The following is a 17,652-nucleotide window of genomic DNA, read 5'->3' as shown; positions in this document are numbered from 1 at the left end:
GACCGATCGCCGTTGACATCGGCGACTCCTTTCCGATCCTAGGGCCGTGATCGACGGCTTGGCACAGCGACCACATGAACTGCCCTACTCAACAGCGTCAGCCCTGGAGCTATTTCCCGGCCGTATGCTGGCGCGGTGAGTCGCGCGGCAACCCGAGCTATCGCGGCCCTGATAGCCGCGCAGGTGCCCTATGAGGTGCTGCGATACCAGCATGAGCCGGACCAGCGCGCTTTCGGAGCCGAAGCGGTCGAGCAGCTCGCGACCGAGGGGCCGGACGGCGTGCGGCCCGAGCAGATCTTCAAGACGCTGGTAGTCGCTGTCCCCCGCGGGCTAGCGGTCGCGGTGCTGCCGGTGCCGGCGAAGCTGTCGTTCAAGGCGGTCGCCGCTGCGCTGGGGGCGCCTAAGGCCGCAATGGCCGACCCGGCGGCGGCACAACGGGCGACCGGTTACGTGCTGGGCGGGATCTCGCCACTCGGACAGCGCAAAGCCTTGCCGACCGTGGTGGACGCCTCGGCGCTGGGCTTTGACCGGTTGCTGTGCAGTGCGGGGCAACGCGGCTGGGACGTGGCGCTAGCGCCCGCGGATCTGATCCGGTTGACCGGTGCGATCACCGCGGACATTCAGGCACACTGACCGCGGTCGTCACCGTTCAGCTGTCTAGGACCGGACCGGGATCGCCACACGGTACGTCGCCGACCGTCGCGGCGAACGACAATTCGGCATCCAGACCTGCGGCCTTCACCACCCGGGCGGTGATGTGCTGGTCGCTGACCAGGCAGAGCCGGATGCCACGCCGGCGGCATCTGGCTGCTTCCTCGACCAGTACCGCGAATGCGCAGATTCCCATGAATTCGAGTCCACTGGCATCGATAATCAGCGGTCCGGGCGCTGTCGCCGCCGCCGCGGCCTCGCCGACCAGGCGCCGCCAGACGGCGATGTTGGACGCGTCGACGCTGCCGCCCGCGTGCACCAGCAGCGCTGACCCGCGACGCTCCACCAGGACGCGCAGCTCGTCTTCCGCAAGACCCGCCGGGGCGACGAAGGCCTCGTCCACGCAGGCCTGGGCAATGAAGCCACCGGCCGCCATCATGACGGTCAGAGCCGGAACCGCTTCCGCCCGTTCCGATCCGACCGTGTTGCGGCGCCAAACCGCGCAACGACTGAGTTTACGCCGTAAACCGAACAGCATGTCGTCGAAGCTACGCCGGTTTGTTTACGTTGTAAACCTTGTCGCGGCGGCTTCGTGGTCCGCGTTGCGTACCGCTGCAGCCGACCCATGCCCCGAACGCACCACCGCCCCGCGCGCCGCAGTCGGCGCGCGGGGCGGTGTTCCCGCTTGTTAGTCCTTGAAGGCGTCTTTGATGTTCTCGCCGGCCTTCTTCAGGCTCGATTTCCCCTGGTCAGCCTTGCCCTCATTTCTGAGGTCGTCATCCCCAGTGACCTTGCCCGCGGCCTCTTTGGCCTTGCCCGCGACATCCTGTGCGGCGTTTTTGGCTTTGTCTGCCAGTCCCATCGTGCAGCCCTCCCTCGTGTGGCGTTACACCGCGAGACATACCCCCGCTGTTTACAACGTAAACACACCGGGGAGCGCCAATCGCCTCAGCGCCGGGCGAGCAGCAGTTCGATCCGGTCGAGCATCGTCTCCAGCGCCTCTTCGAACTCGGCGGTGCTGCGGTCCTGCGACAACATCGGCTGCAGGCGCCGCAGGTTCGGGTAGTCGGTGAGGTCGCGGCCGGGACGCTCAACCTTGTCATCGAGGAGGACCTCGTCGGGGTGCAGTTCGGCGCCGCGGGCAGACACTTCCAACAGCAGGTGACCGATCAGGAATGTCGTGTAAGAGCGGTAGGCCGCCACCGCGGCGTCGTCGTCGAATCCGTAGGAGATCAACGTGTCCAGGAAGCTCTCCATCCAGCGCAGACTGCGCAGCGGCGGCCGAACCCACGGCGCCTCCGGCGCCTGGGTGGCGACCAGCGGAAAGACCTCCGGATGGTCGAGTGCGATCTGGCGTACCCCGTGCGCCAGCCGCATGAGGTAGTCCTGCCAGCCGTCTTCCTGACGCCGCGCCGCAAGTTGATCGGCGTAGAGCCGGTCGATGATGTGGTCCACGACGCCGCTGAGCAGGTCGCCACGGCCGTGCACGTAACGGTAGAGCGCCATCGCCTCGACCCCGCAGGCCGCGCCCAGGGCACGCATCGTCAATTTCGACAGGCCCTGGCGATCAATGAAGTCGATGGCCGCTTCCAAGATGCCGTCGCGGCTCAGCTGCGACAACGAGCGCGGGCCGTCGAAACCACCGACGTCGTCGGGCAACTCGGCCTCGCCCAGCCGACGCCGAGCACCGGAACCATCGATATCCACGTGGACCACCCTTTTTTCACTGCACCGACAAGACGATCAGCCGACCCAGCCCAGGCGTGGTAGTCATCCGGACCGCCTCGCAGCGGACCACGAGACTCGGTGTCCACTGCTGGTGAGTTTACGTCGTAAGCCCGCCCCCGCCGCAGAAACGCTCGCTCTGCAAATCGAACCGATGAGAACCACCCTCACCTGGGCTCAATACCCGGCCGAGCTGCACTTGACGCACCAACGGATCGGAACCTACATTCAGCAAAATTGAATTGTCATTCATTCATTATGAATACAACCTCACCGAACGTTCGCCGACCCGCAATCGCTGACCCAGGAGACCCCGTGCCCGACTTCGACGACATCACCTATGAGGTCGACGGCCCCGCTGCCGTCATCACGATCAACCGCCCGCACCGTTACAACGCCTTCCGCGGTCAAACCGTGGAGGAAATGATCAAGGCGTTCCGCGCAGCCTGGGCCGATACCCGGGTTGCGGCCATTATCCTCACCGGAGCCGGCGAGAAGGCTTTCTGCACCGGCGGCGACGTCAAGCAGCGCGCCGAGACCGGTGATTACGGACCCACCGAAAGCGGCATGTTCGAGATCGGCTACTTGCACAAGGTGATTCGCGATGTTCCCAAGCCGGTGATCGCCGCGGTCAACGGCGTCGCCATCGGCGGTGGCCACGTGCTGCACGTGCTGTGCGACCTGTCGATAGCTTCGGAGACCGCCAAGTTCGGTCAGGCCGGCCCCCGGGTCGGATCCTTCGACGCCGGATTCGGCTCGGCGTACCTGGCCCGCGTCGTCGGCGAGAAGCGCGCCCGGGAACTCTGGTACCTGTGCCGGCAGTACGACGCCGCCACCGCCGAACGCTGGGGTCTGGTGAACTGGGTGGTCCCGGCCGAGCGACTCCTCGACGAGGCCAAGGCGATCGCCGCCGAGATCGCCGAAAAGAGCCCGACCGCACTGCGCTTCCTCAAACAGTCCTTCAACGCCGACACCGATCACCAAGCCGGTCTGAGCAACCTGGCGATGTCGGCGCTGGAGATCTTTGTGCATACCGACGAGGGCAGGGAGGGCGCCGCGGCGTTCGCCGAGAAGCGTCCCGCCAACTTCGGCCAGTTCATCACGGCCTGACGTCGACCAGGACAGGACTACGCCATGAGCAATGCCCTCGCGTTGGTCACCGGAGCCGGATCCGGTATCGGCAAGGCGATCACCCTGGCGTTCGCCGCACAGGGTGATCGAGTGATCGCTGCCGATCTCGACCTCGCCGCGGCCGCGGCGACCGCCGCCCGACAGCCCGAGCTGATCACGGCATTGCCGGTCGACGTCGCCGATCGCGCGCAGGTCGACGCGTTACGTGACCGCGCGCACGCGAAGATCGGGGTGCCAACGGTGGTGGTCAACGCGGCCGGGTGGGACCGTACCGACCAATTTCTCAACGCAACAACGGAATTCGCTGAGAAGGTGGTGGCGATCAACTATCTGGGTCCGGTTCACGTCTGCAGTGCATTCCTGCCGGGCATGATCGAGGCGGGCCGCGGTGGACGCGTCATCAATTTGGCCAGCGACGCCGGGCGGGTCGGCAGTGCGGGCGAAAGCATCTACGCCGGCGCCAAGGGCGGGGTGATCGCGCTGACCAAGTCACTGGCGCGGGAGATGGCCCGGCACGCGATAACCGTCAACTGCGTGTGTCCGGGGCCCACCGACACCCCGCTGTTCGCGGCTCAGCCCGAGAAACTGAAAGAGGCTCTGGTCAAGGCGATCCCGTTCCGCCGGTTGGCTCGGCCCGAGGAAGTCGCCGCCCCGGTGCTGTTCTTCGCCTCCGATGCCGCGTCGTTCATTACCGGTCAGGTGATCAGCGTCAGCGGTGGTCTGACCATGGCGGGCTGAGCGATGGCGACCAAGCTGCGGTACGGCCCCGAGCACCGGCAATTCCGGGAGATGGTCACAGAATTCGTGCAGAAAAGCGTCGTCGGGGCCCACGAGAACCGGGAGCGATCCGGCTGCTGGGACCGGGCACTATTCATTGAGGCCGGCCGCCTGGGCCTGCTGGGCTTCCCGGTGGCCGAGGAATTCGGCGGCCCGGGCGTGCACGACTTCCGCTACCACGCCATCGTGATCGAAGAACTGCAGCGAGCCGGGGCGGCTGCCGAAGCGATCGCGTTCTCCCTGCAGAACGACGTGGTGCTGCCCTACCTGACCGACCTCACCACGCCCGAGCAGCAGGAGCGCTGGCTACCTGGGGTGGTCACCGGCGAGACGGTGCTCGGTATCGCGATGACCGAGCCCGGCACCGGCAGCGACCTCGCGGGCATTCGCACCACGGCGCGTCGTGATGGCGAACATTACGTCGTCAACGGCGCGAAGACCTTCATCTCCAACGGCCAAACCGGTGATCTGTTCGTCGTTGCGGTGCGCACCGGTGAAGACCGGCACCGCGGGCTGTCGCTGCTGGTGGTCGAAGCGGACACGCCGGGCTTCCACCGCGGCCGCAATCTGGAGAAGATCGGCCTACACGCCCAGGACACCAGCGAACTGACCTTCACCGATCTGCGGGTGCCAGCGGCAAACCTGCTCGGCGAGGAGGGACAGGGCTTCTTCCAACTGGTCCACAACCTGCCGCAGGAGCGGCTGTCGTTGGGAGTCGGCGCAGTCGCGGCCGCCGAGGGCGTGCTGCACGAGACGCTGGACTACGTGAAGCAGCGCCACGCGTTCGGTTCGCCGATCGCGGGTTTTCAGAACACCCAGTTCGTGCTCGCCGAGGTTGCCACCGAACTCGACATCGCCCGGACATTCCTCGACGACTGCATCGCCGAGCACCTGGCGGGCGACCTGACCGCGGGCCGAGCCGCCAAGCTGAAGTGGTGGACGACCGACCTGCAAGTGCGCACCGCGGATCGTTGCCTGCAACTGTTCGGCGGTTACGGTTACATGCGCGAATACCCGGTTTCGCGGGCCTTCGTCGACGCCCGCATCCAGACCATCTACGGCGGCACCAACGAGATCATGAAGACGATCATCGCCAAGGACCTGGGAATCTGATTTCGCCGATAGGAGAGCACGCCTTGACCATCGATTACGGTCAACTGCCCGTCGAGGAGGCGGTACGCGCAGCCCGAACCGATTCGCGGCGTCGTCAGATCCTTGATGCGGCAGTCAAAGTCATGCAGAAGACCGGGTTCCACCAGATGTCGATGCAGGACCTGGCTACTGCGGCCGACGTGAGCGTCGGCCTGATCTACAAGTACTTTTCCGGCAAGGAAGACCTGCTGCTGGCGACCATCGTGCGGATCCAGGACGCCTTCAGCGATCAGCTCTCCCCCGTCATCGCCGAGGCCGGCGACGACCCCATCCAGCAGCTGACAGCCGGCATCCGGCGCTATATCGAAATCGTCGATGAAAACCTAGACGCGGTGGTGCTGACCTACCGGGAAAGCCGCACCCTGGACTCGGCGGGGCGGGCCAAGATCAAGGAACTCGAGATCGCGAGCGCCGCACCACTTCGCGCCGTCGTCGAGGCTGGGATCGCTGCCGGAGCTTTCCACGACGTCGACGTCGACCTCATCGTTTTCGACATCATGCTGCTCGCACATGGTTGGGCGCTCAAGCGCTGGCACTTCGGCGAGCTGTACACCCTCGATGAATACATCGGGCTACAGACCCGTTTCACACTGGACGCGCTGGTGCGCCACGGCGCCACCGCGGGCTAGCTTCCAGTGCCAGGTCGAGGACGAAAACATCCCCCGGAGCACCACCACCATGGCCGCCGCGGCATAGGCTGACAGCCATGCCCAACTCAGGCCCTCTCTCCGGTAAAACCATGTTCATTTCGGGTGCCAGCCGTGGCATCGGCCTGGCGATCGCCAAGCGGGCCGCCCGCGACGGCGCCAACATCGCGCTGATCGCCAAGACCGCCGAACCCCACCCCAAGCTCGACGGCACGATCTACACCGCCGCCGCGGAAATCGAAGAGGCCGGCGGCCAGGCGCTGCCGATCGTCGGCGACATCCGTGACGGAGACTCCGTGGCAGGGGCGGTGGCCACCGCCGTCGAACGGTTCGGCGCCATCGACATCTGCGTGAACAACGCCTCAGCGATCAACCTCGGTTCGATCCTCGAGGTGCCATTGAAGCGCTTTGACCTGATGAACGGCATCGAGGTGCGCGGCACCTACGCGGTGTCGCAGGCCTGCATCCCGCACATGATCGGCCGCGACAATCCGCACATCCTGACGCTGTCCCCGCCGATCCGGCTGGAGCCCCAATGGCTCAAACCCACCGCCTACATGATGGCCAAGTTCGGGATGACCCTGTGCGCGCTCGGTATGGCCGAGGAGCTCCGCGGGCACGGCATCGCCTCCAACACGCTGTGGCCGCGCACCATGATCGCGACCGCGGCGGTGCAGAACCTGCTCGGCGGCGACGAGGCGATGGCCCGCTCCCGCACCCCCGACATCTACGCCGACGCCGCGTACGCCATCGTGACCAGGCCGGCCCGCGAATACACCGGCAACTCCCTGCTGTGCGAGGACGTGCTGGTGGACTCCGGCGTCACCGATCTGTCGGTCTATGACTGTGTGCCCGGCAGTGACCTGGGCGTGGACCTGTGGGTCGACACCGTCAACCCGCCGGGATACCTGCAGCCCTAGCGGCGAGGCGTCGGTGACCGAGGTCTTCGTCGAAAGCGAGTTCGCGCCGCTGCGCACCGTGCTGCTCGCCCAGTCCGAACTGGCTCTGCCGGAAGACATCTCGGATTCCGAGTTGGGTTTCCCTGCTCCAGGGTCGACCGAAAATGTCGTCGCCGGAAAGGATTTCGGTGCGGCCTTCCCGCAGCGACAGCGGCTGTGGCTGCAGGAACGCCGCAACTTCGAGTCGGTGTTGCACCGCTACGGTGTGGAGGTGCTGCGGCCGCGGATGTTGACCGCGGCCGAGAAGGCCGCAGCCGGATCCGACGGTTACGCCAATTTCTTTGTGCGCGACCCGTTTTTCACCATCGGTGATGTCGTGATCGAGGGCTCCCTTCGGTTTCGGCATCGCCGTCGTGAGGTTTTTCCGGTCCGCGACATCCTGCGCGAGCGGGTGTATCCGGCGCCTTGCGATTATGTCGCCGTGCCGGCTCCCGAGATCGCCGCCGACGACGACGCGACGTTGGGGCCCGGACCGTTCCTCGAGGGCGGCGATGTCCTGGTCCTCGGCCGGCATGTCTTCGTGGGAACATCGGGTCTTGCGTCGAATGAACTCGGAGCGCGTTGGCTGGACAAGCTGCTCGCCGCGCGGGGCTACACCGTTGAGGTGGTCCGGTTGGTCCCGGACATCTTGCACTTGGACTGCGCGCTCGGTTTGATCCGGGACGGCCTGCTGGTCGTGTGCGAAGAAGCGCTGCTCGACGGGGTTCCGGCCGCGCTGAAGTGCTGGGATCGGATTCCGGTTTCGCTATCGCAGGCCAAGGATCTGGCCACCAACGGGTTGCCGATCTCCCCCGACGTCTATGTCACCGATCCGGCCTTCAGTAACGTCGGCGAGCAACTGGAACACCGTGGCGTCACGGTCGAGTACGTCGAGTTCGGAATCAGCCGGTCGCTAGGCGGCGCATTCCGGTGCAGCACCCAACCCGTTGCGAGTGAGTGATCTTTAGTGGTCACGCGACTCGCACCCCGTCTCGGGGTTGTTTCCCGGCCGGGTGGCCGGGTCCCTTCCGCGCTTCACGGCCACCAGCCGGGCGTGGCCCGGTCTTACGGTCGGCTCCACGCTTGACGGCGGCCCCAACTGGGCCGACGACGCTATCGGGTTCCTCGTAGCGTGCGAGGTTGATCGCGGCGCAATCGTCGCGTTGGTGAGTCCCGCAACCGCCGCCAGCGCGATCACAGGTCCAGTGTTCTGCCCAGCCGATGTCCTGAACATGCCCGCAAGCGTGGCAAGTCTTCGACGAAGGGAACCANAACCAGCGACACGCGGTCACCCGCGCAACACCGTTGCGCTCAGCCCACGCCGCAAGATTCATACACCTGTTCCTACAGCACACCACCGACAACTACCGACCACTCACCACACAACAGCTGACAACCCCTGCTGCGGCGCAGTTAGCCGCCCGGCCGCGCCGCGCCGGAACTCGCGGGGATGACCAGCCTGAAGCAGGCGCCCCCATCGTGGGGAACACACGTCAGGCTCCCGCCGTGCGCGACGGCCAGCGCCCGGGCGATCGGTAGCCCCAGTCCCGCCCCACCGTGGTCGCGGCCGCGGGCGCTGTCCAGGCGCACCAGCCGATCGAAGATCCGCTCGGCGTCCTCGGAGCGCACACCGATGCCGGTGTCGGTGACGACCACTGCGACACCACCGCTGCCTTCACCGACGTCAACGGTGATCTGCCCACCGGGCGGCGTGTAGCGGCGCGCGTTGTCGAGCAGGTTGGACAGAATCTGCGCGACTCGCGTGGGGTCGACCCGGGCAGTCACCGAGTCCAGGCCAGTACGCCCGATCCGCAGTTGCGGGGCGAGCAGCGCCGCCCGATCCAGTTGGGTATCGACAATCCCGATCAGGTCGATGTCTTTGAGCTCCAACGGCAATCCAGCATCGATATAGCTCAAGTCCAGCATGTCGGTAACCAGCCGGGTCGCTCGCCGTGCTTCGGTCAACAGCAGGCTGGCGCGACGATGCTGGCGAAGTAACTCGGGTGAGATGGCGTCCTCGCTGACGGACTGGCCGACACGCACACTGACGTTTCCGGCAATCTGCTCCGCGGCAGCCTGCATTCCCGCTATCGGGGTGCGCAGCTCATGGGCAGCGTCGGCCAGAAAACGCCGTACCGCCGCTTCCGCTCGCTGCGCGCCCTGTGCGGCGTGCTGCGCCCGCTTCTCGGAGTCCTCCAATTCGTCGAGCATGTCGTCGAAAGCTTCTGCCGCCCGGCCCAACTCGGTCTTGGGGCGGTCGGGGCGCAGTCGCCGGCCCCGGTCCCCGGTGGTGATGTCGTGGGCCAGATCGGTAAGACGATCCAGCGGCGCGAGCAGCGCACGACTCGCCCCGGCCAGCAGGGTCGAGGCGAGCAGCAAGGTCCCTAGACCGGCCTCGATCATCAAACGCCGCAATCGGCGCAGCGTCTCGTCAGACTCCGTGGTGTCGGCGACCAGGATCACCCGATCACCATTGGCCAGGGGATGCACCAGGACCGTCGCGGTGTCGTCGGGCTCCAGCGGCGGGGCCGCAATCTTCGATCCGGTGGTGGCGTCGGGCTCGATCGCGGGGTCACCGTAGCTGGTGCCATCGGCGGCGACCACCAGGGCGGCGATGATGCCGCCGTTGAGTTGCTCCGACATCTGTTCCGCCGAGATTCCCAGCGCCATCAAAGAATCCGCCCGCGCGGTCGCCGCTGCCAGTCGCTCGTGCACGCTGCGCGTCGCAAATGCGGTCAAGGTGGCATTGATCACCAGCCCCATCGCCAACATCAGCATGACCAGCAGCGCCAGCACCATCAGCGTCAGGCGGCGGCGCAGCGAGGGGGTGGCGGTCATGAACCCGAAAGTTCCAGCCGGTAGCCGATCCCGCGCACCGTATGCAGAATCCGTGGTCCGTGCGCCTCGAGCTTCTGCCTCAGCCCACTGATGTGGACCTGGGCCAGATTCGGGTCGTAGGCCTCATAGCCCCACACCGCATTGAGGATCTGTGCACTGCTGACGATGCGGCCGCGTTGTTCGACAAGGTAGACGAGCACGCGCAGCTCGGTGGCGGTCAGACCCAGCGGGGTGCCCGAACGGGAGGCCACTCCAGCGTCCACATCGACCATGAGATCGCCGAACTGCACGGCCGCCGGCAACCGGCCCCGCCGGCGCAGCACCGCACCGACCCGCGAGACCAGTTCGGCGAGCTCGAACGGCTTCACCACGTAGTCATCGGCGCCGCCGTTGAGGCCGCGCAGCCGGTCGGGCAGGCCGTCGCGTGCGGTAAGCAGCACCACGCCCACCTCGCCCCAGCGCAGGACCACGTCCATCAGGGCGAAGCCATCACGGCCGGGCAGCATGACGTCGAGTACCACCAGATCCGGCCGGAATCCATCCAGCACCTCTTCCAACCCCTCGCCGTCGGGCTGGGTGTCAGTGAGGTAGCCGGCATCGGCCAGCGCCTCGCTGACCATCTCGCGGATGGTCTCGGAGTCCTCCACAACCAGAACCCGCGGCGTTCCCACGCTGAAGGGAGTACCGCCGCGACGGTCGGCGGACCGGGAATCGGCCATGGTCCATTGATAACACCGTCACGCCACGATGGGGAGAGCCGACCGGCGTGGCTTTCACCCACCGCCGCGTTCTTCAGGTTCACTTCAAGTTGACTGTTTACGGTCACGGTGACCGAGTGCGCCCGGCGGCCCATCGCACCGGCGCGAACCGGAAATTCAGGAGGCACCATGACGCCTACTACCAACAGGACTGTCTGACAATGGATTTCGCGACGCTTCCGCCAGAGGTCAACTCGAGCCGGATGTATTCAGGGGCGGGCGCACAGCCCTTGATGGCCGCTGCCGCCGCCTGGAGCGCCCTGGCCGCCGAACTGAACAGCGTGGGCCTGGCCTACGACTCGATGATTGATGAGCTGTCCGCCGGCTGGGCCGGGCCCAGCGCCGCCGCAATGGCCGCCGCCGCGGCACCGTACGCGCAGTGGATGCACGCCACCGCTGCCCAGGCCGAACACACCGCGTCGTCGGCCCGGACGGCCGCCGCCGCCTACGACGCAGCGTTCGCGATGACCGTGCCTCCCCCGGCGGTCACCGCCAACCGCACTCAGATGATGTCGCTGCTTGCCACCAACTATCTGGGTCAGAACACCGCCGCCATCGCGGCCACCGACGCCCAGTACTACGAAATGTGGGCCCAGGACGCCACCGCCATGTACGGCTACGCCACCAGCTCCGCTGCGGCCGCCAGGCTGGTCCCGTTCACCCAGCCGCCGCGCACCACCAATCCCACCGGGACGGCGAACCACGCCGGTGCGGTCGGCCAGGCCACTGCCACCGCGGCGGGCAGCCACGCCGATACCGCGGCTTCCGCGATCACCCAGGCCCTGCAGGGCCTCAGCGCGCCGGGATCGGCGGCAGCGGGATCGAATGCGACGCTGACGAGTTCGATCGGTTCGGCGGCGGCAATGGAGCCAGGACTGGCGGCGTCCTACCTGGCGTTGGCCTCCAGCCTGTTCGGCACCTTCGTCATCGACTCGGCCGGTACGTTCGGCGTGGACGCGGCCGGCACCTTCGGGATCGACCTGATCGGCGTCGGCGAGATCGAGAGCGAACTACTGCCGGAGATGGTCCTGGCCAGCTCGATCACTCCGGTGGGCGCGGAAATGGGCGAAGCGGCCACGCTCAGCGGGCTGTCGGTGCCACAAGCCTGGGCCACTGCGGCGCCGACGACCACCGTGATCCAGCAGGTCGGCGGCGCCTTGCCGACTGCCGCGCAAGCTGCACTTCCGGCCACCGCGGCCGGGGCATCGGCACTGCCGCTGGCCGCCATCGGCGCCGCCGGACTGGCCGGCCGGGCCACCGCGGGCGTAGGGCGTGGCCGCGCTGGCACCGCGAACCCGAAAACCGCCCCCAAGCGGGCGCCGCGTGCCCTGGTCAAACAGCGCGACCAAGCGGAGAAGCCGGCGAAGCCGCCGGTGCGGCCGTTGAACGGGCCGATCACCCGGATCTCCGGCGAGCTGCGGGAACTGGCCGATCTGCGCGATGCCGGAATCCTCACCGAAGAAGAGTTCACCCAGGAAAAGCAGCGCCTCCTCGGCCGGTAGCACCTGATGGATTTCGCATTGTTGCCACCGGAGATCAACTCCGGCCGAATGTATTCCGGCGCGGGCGCCGGCCCCTTGCTTGCCGCGGCGTCGTCCTGGGATGCGCTGGGCGCCGAGCTACACACCGCGGGCCTGGCCTACACCTCAGTGCTCACCGAACTGGGCTCCGGTTGGACGGGCCCCAGCGCGCGGGCAATGGCCGCCGCCGCAGCACCGTACGCCCAATGGCTGCACACCGCCGCGATCCAGGCCGAGGAGACCGCCATCGCAGCCCGCGCCGCCACCACCGCCTACGAATCCGCGTTCGCCATGACCGTGCCGCCACCGGTGATCGCCGCCAACCGCAGCCTGCTGATGACCCTGATCGCGACCAACTTCCTGGGACAGAACACTCCCGCGATCGCGGCCACCGAGGCCCACTACTACGAGATGTGGGCCCAGGACGCCACCGCCATGTACGGCTACGCCGCCGGCGCCGCAGCCGCAGGCAGGCTGAGCCCGTTCCGGCAACCACCGCACACCACCAACTCCACCGCTGCGTCGGCGCAGTCAGCGGCCGTCATGCACGCGGCCGCCACCACCTCGGAGGGCCACGGCGAGGGCGTCATCACCACACTGACCCAGGCGCTGGAGTCCTCGTCGGCCGTGGCCGAAGCAATCGGCGCCGACGCAATCTTGATCGGCGAACCCGCCATGGAGCTCGGCATCGCCGGGGTCGAGCTGGCTGTCGACTCGATGGGCACGTTCGGCGTCGACGCGCTCGGAACGTTCCTGTTCGACGCGATGGGTGCCGCCGAGGTCGGCCAGGAATTGCTCCGGGCAGCGATGGCCGGCGCACTGCCGGTCTCGGCCAACCTGGCCTCGGCGACCTCGATCAGCGGCCTGTCGGTGCCGCTGGCCTGGGCGTCGGCCGCACCGGCGGTGGGGGGCCCGCCGCCCGGCCTGTCGCTGCTGTCCNCCCGCCCTGATCGCGTCCGCGGCGATAAGGCGTATTCCAGTCGCGCGATCCGCACCATGCTGCGGCGACGCCGCATCGGTGCGGTGATACCGGAGCCATCGAACCAGGTCGCCAATCGCCAGCGCCGTGGCTCGGCCGGCGGGCGACCACCGGCCTTCGACGCCGACGATTACAAGGGCCGCAATGTTGTTGAACGCAACTTCAACACCGTCAAGCAATGGCGTGGGCTGGCCACCCGCTACGACAAACTCGCCCTGGTCTACCGCGGCGCAGCGGTCCTGCGCGCAATCACCCTCTGGCTACCGCATTTGTCAGACACGCCCTAGTTTTCCGTGCTTGAAATGGTTTGACGGTCGATGTTTGGGATAGTCATGCATGCGGATTGCTCCACTGGGATTGCGTGACGGCGACCGGGCGAAACTGGGCTCATTGCTGCGGTCGACGACGGCGCCGGCGGGCTTGGTGTTGCGAGCGCGGATCGTGCTGCTGGCCGCCGACGGGGTATCGAATACCGAGATCGCTTCGCGCACGGGAGTTTCACGCCCCACGGTGATCTCGTGGCGGGCACGCTACGAGCAGTCCGGAATCGCCGGCCTCGATGACCTGCCCCGATCCGGGCGCCCCCGCACGCTTGATCACGGTGCGATCGTGTCGGCGACGTTGGTGCGGGCTTGTCAAGGTAACTGTGTAAGTGGTTGTGGCCGTTGATTGTTGGGTTAGAGTGGGAGTCGGTCGGGGAATTGGATGGCGAAGGAGTTCAGGGCGTGGGTCCATCCCCAGGTTGCGGTTCCGGTGGTTGATCCTCGTTTCTGGTTGATGTTGCGGATGGCCAGGTAGAGCAGTTTCATCGCCGCGGCATCTGAGGGGAACGAGCCGCGGGCCTTGGTGACTTTGCGCAGCTGGTAGTTCAGCGATTCGATCGCGTTGGTGGTGTAGATGATCTTGCGGATTTCGACCGGGAATGCCAGGAACGGGGTGAACTCGGCCCAGGCACGGTCCCAGACGGCGAGTGCTCCGGGGGATTTGGTGCCCCACTGGGTGCGGAAGTCCTCCAGTGCCAGCTTGGCAGCGTCTTCGGTGGCCGCGGTGTAGATCGGGCGCATCGCTGCGGCCATCTTGCGGCGGTCGGTGTAGGAGGCGTAGCGCATCGATGCCCGCAGCAGGTGCACCACGCAGGTTTGCACGATCGCCGACGGCCAGACCGCGGTGATCGTTGGTGCCGCCGCCAAAGAAACTCGGTGTCACGCACTGGAGTTCACGGCTGCTGGCCGATCACCTCAAAGTCAGTTTCTCGGCGGTGGCCAAGGCGTGGCGTGAGTACGGCATCCAGCCGTGGCGAGTCGAGACCTTCAAGTTCTCCACTGATCCGCAGTTGGTCGCCAAGGTCACCGACGTCGTCGGGCTGTACCTTGACCCGCCCGAGAACGCTGTCGTGCTCTGCGTCGACGAGAAATCCCAGATCCAAGCACTCGATCGCACCCAGCCCATGCTGCCGATGCAGCCGGGATCACCGGACCGGAGCGGGGCACTCACGACTACGTGCGCAACGGCACCACGACGCTGTTCGCCGCGCTGGAGATCGCTACCGGGCAGGTCACCGGACTATGCCAGGACCGGCACCGCCATCAGGAATTTCTGCGCGTCCTCAAACATATCGCTCGCGCCTACCCCGACCAGCAACTGCACCTGGTGATGGACAACTACGCCGCCCACAAGCGCGTCGAGGTCCGCGACTGGCTCGCCGAAAACCCACGCGTCCAGGTGCACTTCACCCCGACCTCGGCATCATGGCTCAACCTCGTCGAAGTCTGGTTCGGCATTATCGAACGCCAAGCCATCCGACGCGGCACCTTCGGCAACGTCCGCGAGCTCACCTCCGCGATCCGCAAATTCATCACCGGCTGGAACAACCGCGCCCACCCATTCGTCTGGACAAAAACCGCCGACGAGGTCCTCAAGAAGGCAAACCGTCAAACCATTTCAAGCACGGACCACTAGCCACCGGCGGTATGGCGGGGCACCTGGTACCGGGGAGGCATGACCTGCAGGATGGCGCTGACACTGGGCCGCACCACTTTGCGGGCCGCCGCCCCACCGGCTCCGGCAGCCATCGGTGCCGCTAACCCTGTGCCTGCCGTGCCCATCTTCGGAGTCTCCTCCCACACCGCTTTGGCCCCCCACGATGCCAGCGAAGTGTCGGTCGCACCGCCGATCGGGGTCGCATTCGCCCATGCCGGAGGCGCCGACAGCTGCCCCACGGCGGTCGCCTCGCCGACGCTGACAAGCACCGAGCGCCCAACTGCCCTCCCTACCGAGGACTCCGCTTCCCCGGCCAGAATCCCGGGAGTCGCCGTCGGCGATGTCTTCTCCGTAGCCCCGGCTTGCACAAATCCGCCGCCATCGGTCAAGTAGCCGGTCGTATTGAGGATCGCGCTCCCGACCGCACCGACATCACGCATCACCTCCAACCCCCAAATGTCGGGGATTCCGGTCGTGTAATTGATATCGTCGAGGAACGTGATCCACGATTCCGGTATCGGTATACCGGCCGGCGCGGCGGCGCCCGAACTCGGTGCAGTTGCGGCCGCCAGTTGTTGCGGCACAGTCGAAAGCAGCTGCGACAATGCTTGCAGGTGCGGGGCAACCGAACTCGCAGCAGAGGAAGCCGCAGTCGCGGACTGTCCGGCCAGGTTGGTCATCTGGGGCGACTCCGTGAATGGCGACAGCTGGGTCGCCGACGATGCCGAGGCTGCATAGCAATCCATCGCGCGGGTGTCTTGCGCCCACATCTCAGCGTAATCAGCTTCGGTGGCCGCGATCTGGTTCGCGTTCTGACCCAATATGTTGGTCGCGATCAGATGCAACAGCTGACTGCGGTTGGCCGCCACCGCAGCCGGCGGCACCACAGCCGCGTATGCTGCCTCAAAGGCGGCCGCAGCCGCGCGGGCCTGGCTGGCGGTCTGCTCCGCCTTGATCCCTGTTGTCGTCGCCCACTGTAAGTACGGTGCAGTCGCGGTCACCATCGCGGTCGCAGCGGGACCCGACCACGACTCACCTTCCAGAGCCGCGATGATCGACGAATAGCCTCGCACAAACAAATCCAACTGCGCAGCAAGGACATCCCAGATTCCTGCGGCCACTATCATCGACTCCGAACCAGGGCCGGAGTAAATCCGTACCGAGGTGATTTCCGGTGGCAATATTCCGAATTCCAGCATCCGAATCCTCATTTCCTCGCTCGCATTCGTTACCCGCGAGCCCTGACGACCTACGCTTCGCTATCCACCGACCGTTGGCCGCGGCATCTGGAACCGGCGCTCCCGCATGCGGATAACAGCGTTGCCAGTGTGGCGTTGCCCGTGGCCTCCCACCGGCCCCAGGGCCGGCGGCGGCTGGTCAGCCATGGGCTTCACCGCATGGACGGGCACACCGCGGTGAACCTCCTCCGGCGGTTGCTGGGTGACTTGATTTGCCGCAAGCAGGGTTTGGCCGTTCGTCAAAGACGGCGATGACCAGGCCCGGGGAACCGACAATGAACCCACCGAGGCCGCCCTGCCCGCGCTGACCACGACCGGCCCGTTTCCTCCTGTCGAGCTCAGCGCGTCAGAGGCGTAGAGGAGCGGCGGCGTCCTCGGCAGGCTGTAATGGCTCACTACCTTGGGAATCGTGGCGTTGAAGTCCAACTGGTCGCCCAGGGTTACGCCGCCGTTATAGAAGTTTTTATTTATTGCGGTGTTGAAATTGTCGTAAAACTGTTTGAAGGACTGCCAGTCGTGAATGTAGTAATACTGTGACGAGCCGGACGAGCCGGACGAGCCCGCGGTATGCGCCGACGACGAACCCGCTGCATGCGCCGAACTCGATCCCGTCGACACCGCGGAGTGAGACGAGTACTGCCCTACCGAGAGGCTGTGCATCTGATGCGACACATTTGATATCGCGTGGGTCAGGAGTTGCATCTTATGCGCGGTTGCTGAGCCCACCGCCTGCGCCGTCGCTGCGTTCTGCGCGGTTTGCCCGCCGGGATCGGTGGTCTGCGGTGGCGCCTTGAACGACGCCAAGGCCGCGGCCGCCGGCAACGACGCGGCGGCATAGCCGTACATCGCGGCGGCGTCCTGCGCCCACATCTCGGAATAGTGGGCCTCCGTGGCAGCGATCGCCGGCAAATTCTGACCGAAGAAGTTAGTGGCCACCAGCGCCGCCAGCAACGCCCGGTTGGCTTCGATCGCCGGCGGGGGAACAGTCATCGCGAACGCCGCCTCGTACGCTGCCGCTGCGGCGCGAGCCTGGCTCGCCGCATGCCCGGCCTGAACGGCAGTCGTGTTCGCCCACGTCACATAAGGTGCGGCTGCGGCGGCCATCGAAGCCGAAGCAAGCCCCGACCATTGGTGGCCCTGGAGATCTGTCACCGTAGAGGAGTAGCCGGAGGCAAACAATTCCAGTTGCCCGGCGACTGCATCCCACGCTGTTGCGGCCGCCATCATCGGCACCGAGCCGGGCCCAGCGTACATTCTGGCCGAATTGACCTCAGGCGGTAGCACCGCAAAGTCCAACATCACTGTTGCCCAACCCCTT

The 17,652-nt window shown here is 66.4% G+C and carries 17 protein-coding genes and 4 pseudogenes; 12 read left to right on the top strand and 9 right to left on the bottom strand.

From position 1 onward, the window contains the following. Nucleotides 1-135 precede the first annotated feature (135 nt). The gene (locus tag BN4346_RS31955; protein WP_067970763.1) at nt 136-633 is read left to right on the top strand and encodes an aminoacyl-tRNA deacylase; all 498 of its coding nucleotides are present in this window, start codon (nt 136-138) and stop codon (nt 631-633) included. A gap of 16 nt (nt 634-649) precedes the next feature. Here BN4346_RS31955 and BN4346_RS31950 read toward each other — a convergent pair whose 3' ends face one another. The 3 genes from BN4346_RS31950 to BN4346_RS31940 all read right to left on the bottom strand — a co-directional run bounded on the left by BN4346_RS31950 (nt 650) and on the right by BN4346_RS31940 (nt 2,352). After that, nucleotides 650-1,189 (bottom strand): anti-sigma factor antagonist, encoded by a 540-nt coding sequence (locus tag BN4346_RS31950; RefSeq protein WP_067970762.1) that lies wholly within the window; start codon nt 1,187-1,189, stop codon nt 650-652. A gap of 150 nt (nt 1,190-1,339) precedes the next feature. Beyond that, nucleotides 1,340-1,513: a CsbD family protein gene (locus tag BN4346_RS31945; RefSeq protein WP_047318850.1), complete on the bottom strand. Its 174-nt coding sequence runs from the start codon at nt 1,511-1,513 to the stop codon at nt 1,340-1,342. A gap of 86 nt (nt 1,514-1,599) precedes the next feature. Then, nucleotides 1,600-2,352 (bottom strand): TetR/AcrR family transcriptional regulator, encoded by a 753-nt coding sequence (locus BN4346_RS31940; protein WP_067971130.1) that lies wholly within the window; start codon nt 2,350-2,352, stop codon nt 1,600-1,602. Between the two features lie 339 nt (nt 2,353-2,691). Here BN4346_RS31940 and BN4346_RS31935 point away from each other — a divergent pair, with 339 nt between their 5' ends. From BN4346_RS31935 to BN4346_RS31910, 6 genes are all read left to right on the top strand, one after another. Then, the gene (locus tag BN4346_RS31935) at nt 2,692-3,486 is read left to right on the top strand and encodes an enoyl-CoA hydratase-related protein (protein ID WP_067970760.1); all 795 of its coding nucleotides are present in this window, start codon (nt 2,692-2,694) and stop codon (nt 3,484-3,486) included. A gap of 24 nt (nt 3,487-3,510) precedes the next feature. Further along, on the top strand, nt 3,511-4,245 hold the full coding sequence (locus BN4346_RS31930) for an SDR family NAD(P)-dependent oxidoreductase (RefSeq protein ID WP_067970758.1): 735 nt from the start codon (nt 3,511-3,513) through the stop codon (nt 4,243-4,245). 3 nt (nt 4,246-4,248) lie between these two features. After that, nucleotides 4,249-5,397, top strand: coding sequence for an acyl-CoA dehydrogenase family protein (locus BN4346_RS31925; RefSeq protein WP_067970756.1), 1,149 nt, complete (start codon nt 4,249-4,251; stop codon nt 5,395-5,397). Between the two features lie 23 nt (nt 5,398-5,420). Beyond that, complete coding sequence (locus BN4346_RS31920) at nt 5,421-6,065, top strand: TetR/AcrR family transcriptional regulator (protein ID WP_067970755.1); 645 nt, start codon at nt 5,421-5,423, stop codon at nt 6,063-6,065. Nucleotides 6,066-6,142: 77 nt separating this feature from the next. Then, nucleotides 6,143-7,003: an SDR family oxidoreductase gene (locus tag BN4346_RS31915; RefSeq protein ID WP_078058544.1), complete on the top strand. Its 861-nt coding sequence runs from the start codon at nt 6,143-6,145 to the stop codon at nt 7,001-7,003. Nucleotides 7,004-7,016: 13 nt separating this feature from the next. Further along, complete coding sequence (locus BN4346_RS31910; protein ID WP_067970752.1) at nt 7,017-7,982, top strand: dimethylarginine dimethylaminohydrolase family protein; 966 nt, start codon at nt 7,017-7,019, stop codon at nt 7,980-7,982. 10 nt (nt 7,983-7,992) lie between these two features. Here BN4346_RS31910 and BN4346_RS31905 read toward each other — a convergent pair. The 3 genes and pseudogenes from BN4346_RS31905 to BN4346_RS31895 form a co-directional block, all read right to left on the bottom strand. Continuing rightward, a pseudogene (locus tag BN4346_RS31905) lies at nt 7,993-8,292 on the bottom strand (IS607 family element RNA-guided endonuclease TnpB); the annotation flags it as partial. 142 nt (nt 8,293-8,434) lie between these two features. Further along, on the bottom strand, nt 8,435-9,859 hold the full coding sequence (locus BN4346_RS31900; RefSeq protein WP_067970750.1) for a sensor histidine kinase: 1,425 nt from the start codon (nt 9,857-9,859) through the stop codon (nt 8,435-8,437). Next, entirely contained in the window at nt 9,856-10,578 is a 723-nt protein-coding gene (locus tag BN4346_RS31895; protein WP_067970748.1) for a response regulator transcription factor, read from the bottom strand. Before BN4346_RS31895 ends, BN4346_RS31900 begins: the two co-directional genes overlap by 4 nt. Before the next feature lie 200 nt (nt 10,579-10,778). Here BN4346_RS31895 and BN4346_RS31890 point away from each other — a divergent pair, with 200 nt between their 5' ends. From BN4346_RS31890 to BN4346_RS31880, 4 genes and pseudogenes are all read left to right on the top strand, one after another. Beyond that, on the top strand, nt 10,779-12,119 hold the full coding sequence (locus BN4346_RS31890) for a PPE family protein, SVP subgroup (protein ID WP_067970746.1): 1,341 nt from the start codon (nt 10,779-10,781) through the stop codon (nt 12,117-12,119). Nucleotides 12,120-12,125: 6 nt separating this feature from the next. Further along, a pseudogene (locus BN4346_RS50035) lies at nt 12,126-12,704 on the top strand (PPE family protein); the annotation flags it as partial. Further along, nucleotides 12,681-13,403: a transposase gene (locus BN4346_RS50030; RefSeq protein ID WP_456080970.1), complete on the top strand. Its 723-nt coding sequence runs from the start codon at nt 12,681-12,683 to the stop codon at nt 13,401-13,403. The pseudogene BN4346_RS50035 and the gene BN4346_RS50030, both read left to right, overlap by 24 nt. 49 nt (nt 13,404-13,452) lie before the next feature. Then, nucleotides 13,453-13,785 (top strand): helix-turn-helix domain-containing protein, encoded by a 333-nt coding sequence (locus BN4346_RS31880; protein WP_078058542.1) that lies wholly within the window; start codon nt 13,453-13,455, stop codon nt 13,783-13,785. Between the two features lie 8 nt (nt 13,786-13,793). Here BN4346_RS31880 and BN4346_RS31875 read toward each other — a convergent pair. Further along, nucleotides 13,794-14,291 (bottom strand): annotated as a pseudogene (locus BN4346_RS31875) (transposase); the annotation flags it as partial. Here BN4346_RS31875 and BN4346_RS31870 point away from each other — a divergent pair. Continuing rightward, nucleotides 14,288-15,075, top strand: a pseudogene (locus BN4346_RS31870) (IS630 family transposase); the annotation flags it as partial. The pseudogenes BN4346_RS31875 and BN4346_RS31870 overlap by 4 nt on opposite strands. Here the strand turns inward: BN4346_RS31870 and BN4346_RS31865 are convergent. Together BN4346_RS31865 and BN4346_RS31860 are read right to left on the bottom strand one after the other, a co-directional pair. After that, entirely contained in the window at nt 15,072-16,295 is a 1,224-nt protein-coding gene (locus BN4346_RS31865) for a PPE family protein (RefSeq protein ID WP_167666209.1), read from the bottom strand. The pseudogene BN4346_RS31870 and the gene BN4346_RS31865 sit on opposite strands and share 4 nt — an antisense overlap. Nucleotides 16,296-16,355: 60 nt before the next feature. Beyond that, nucleotides 16,356-17,633 (bottom strand): PPE family protein, encoded by a 1,278-nt coding sequence (locus BN4346_RS31860; RefSeq protein WP_078058541.1) that lies wholly within the window; start codon nt 17,631-17,633, stop codon nt 16,356-16,358. Nucleotides 17,634-17,652 lie beyond the last annotated feature (19 nt).

Source organism: Mycolicibacter icosiumassiliensis (assembly GCF_900078685.2).
Taxonomy (GTDB): domain Bacteria; phylum Actinomycetota; class Actinomycetes; order Mycobacteriales; family Mycobacteriaceae; genus Mycobacterium; species Mycobacterium icosiumassiliensis.
The sequence above is the reverse complement of the archived record's forward strand: the minus strand, read 5'-3'. Positions and strand labels throughout refer to the sequence as shown.

Coding starts and splice junctions, on each gene's coding strand:
- BN4346_RS31900 (WP_067970750.1), bottom strand. CDS start 9,859: ATGACCGCCACCCCCTCGCTGCGCCGCCGCCTGACGCTGATGGTGCTG.
- BN4346_RS31865 (WP_167666209.1), bottom strand. CDS start 16,295: ATGCTGGAATTCGGAATATTGCCACCGGAAATCACCTCGGTACGGATT.
- BN4346_RS31930 (WP_067970758.1), top strand. CDS start 3,511: ATGAGCAATGCCCTCGCGTTGGTCACCGGAGCCGGATCCGGTATCGGC.
- BN4346_RS31925 (WP_067970756.1), top strand. CDS start 4,249: ATGGCGACCAAGCTGCGGTACGGCCCCGAGCACCGGCAATTCCGGGAG.
- BN4346_RS31945 (WP_047318850.1), bottom strand. CDS start 1,513: ATGGGACTGGCAGACAAAGCCAAAAACGCCGCACAGGATGTCGCGGGC.
- BN4346_RS31950 (WP_067970762.1), bottom strand. CDS start 1,189: ATGCTGTTCGGTTTACGGCGTAAACTCAGTCGTTGCGCGGTTTGGCGC.
- BN4346_RS31860 (WP_078058541.1), bottom strand. CDS start 17,633: ATGTTGGACTTTGCGGTGCTACCGCCTGAGGTCAATTCGGCCAGAATG.
- BN4346_RS31890 (WP_067970746.1), top strand. CDS start 10,779: ATGGATTTCGCGACGCTTCCGCCAGAGGTCAACTCGAGCCGGATGTAT.
- BN4346_RS31880 (WP_078058542.1), top strand. CDS start 13,453: ATGCGGATTGCTCCACTGGGATTGCGTGACGGCGACCGGGCGAAACTG.
- BN4346_RS31895 (WP_067970748.1), bottom strand. CDS start 10,578: ATGGCCGATTCCCGGTCCGCCGACCGTCGCGGCGGTACTCCCTTCAGC.
- BN4346_RS31915 (WP_078058544.1), top strand. CDS start 6,143: ATGCCCAACTCAGGCCCTCTCTCCGGTAAAACCATGTTCATTTCGGGT.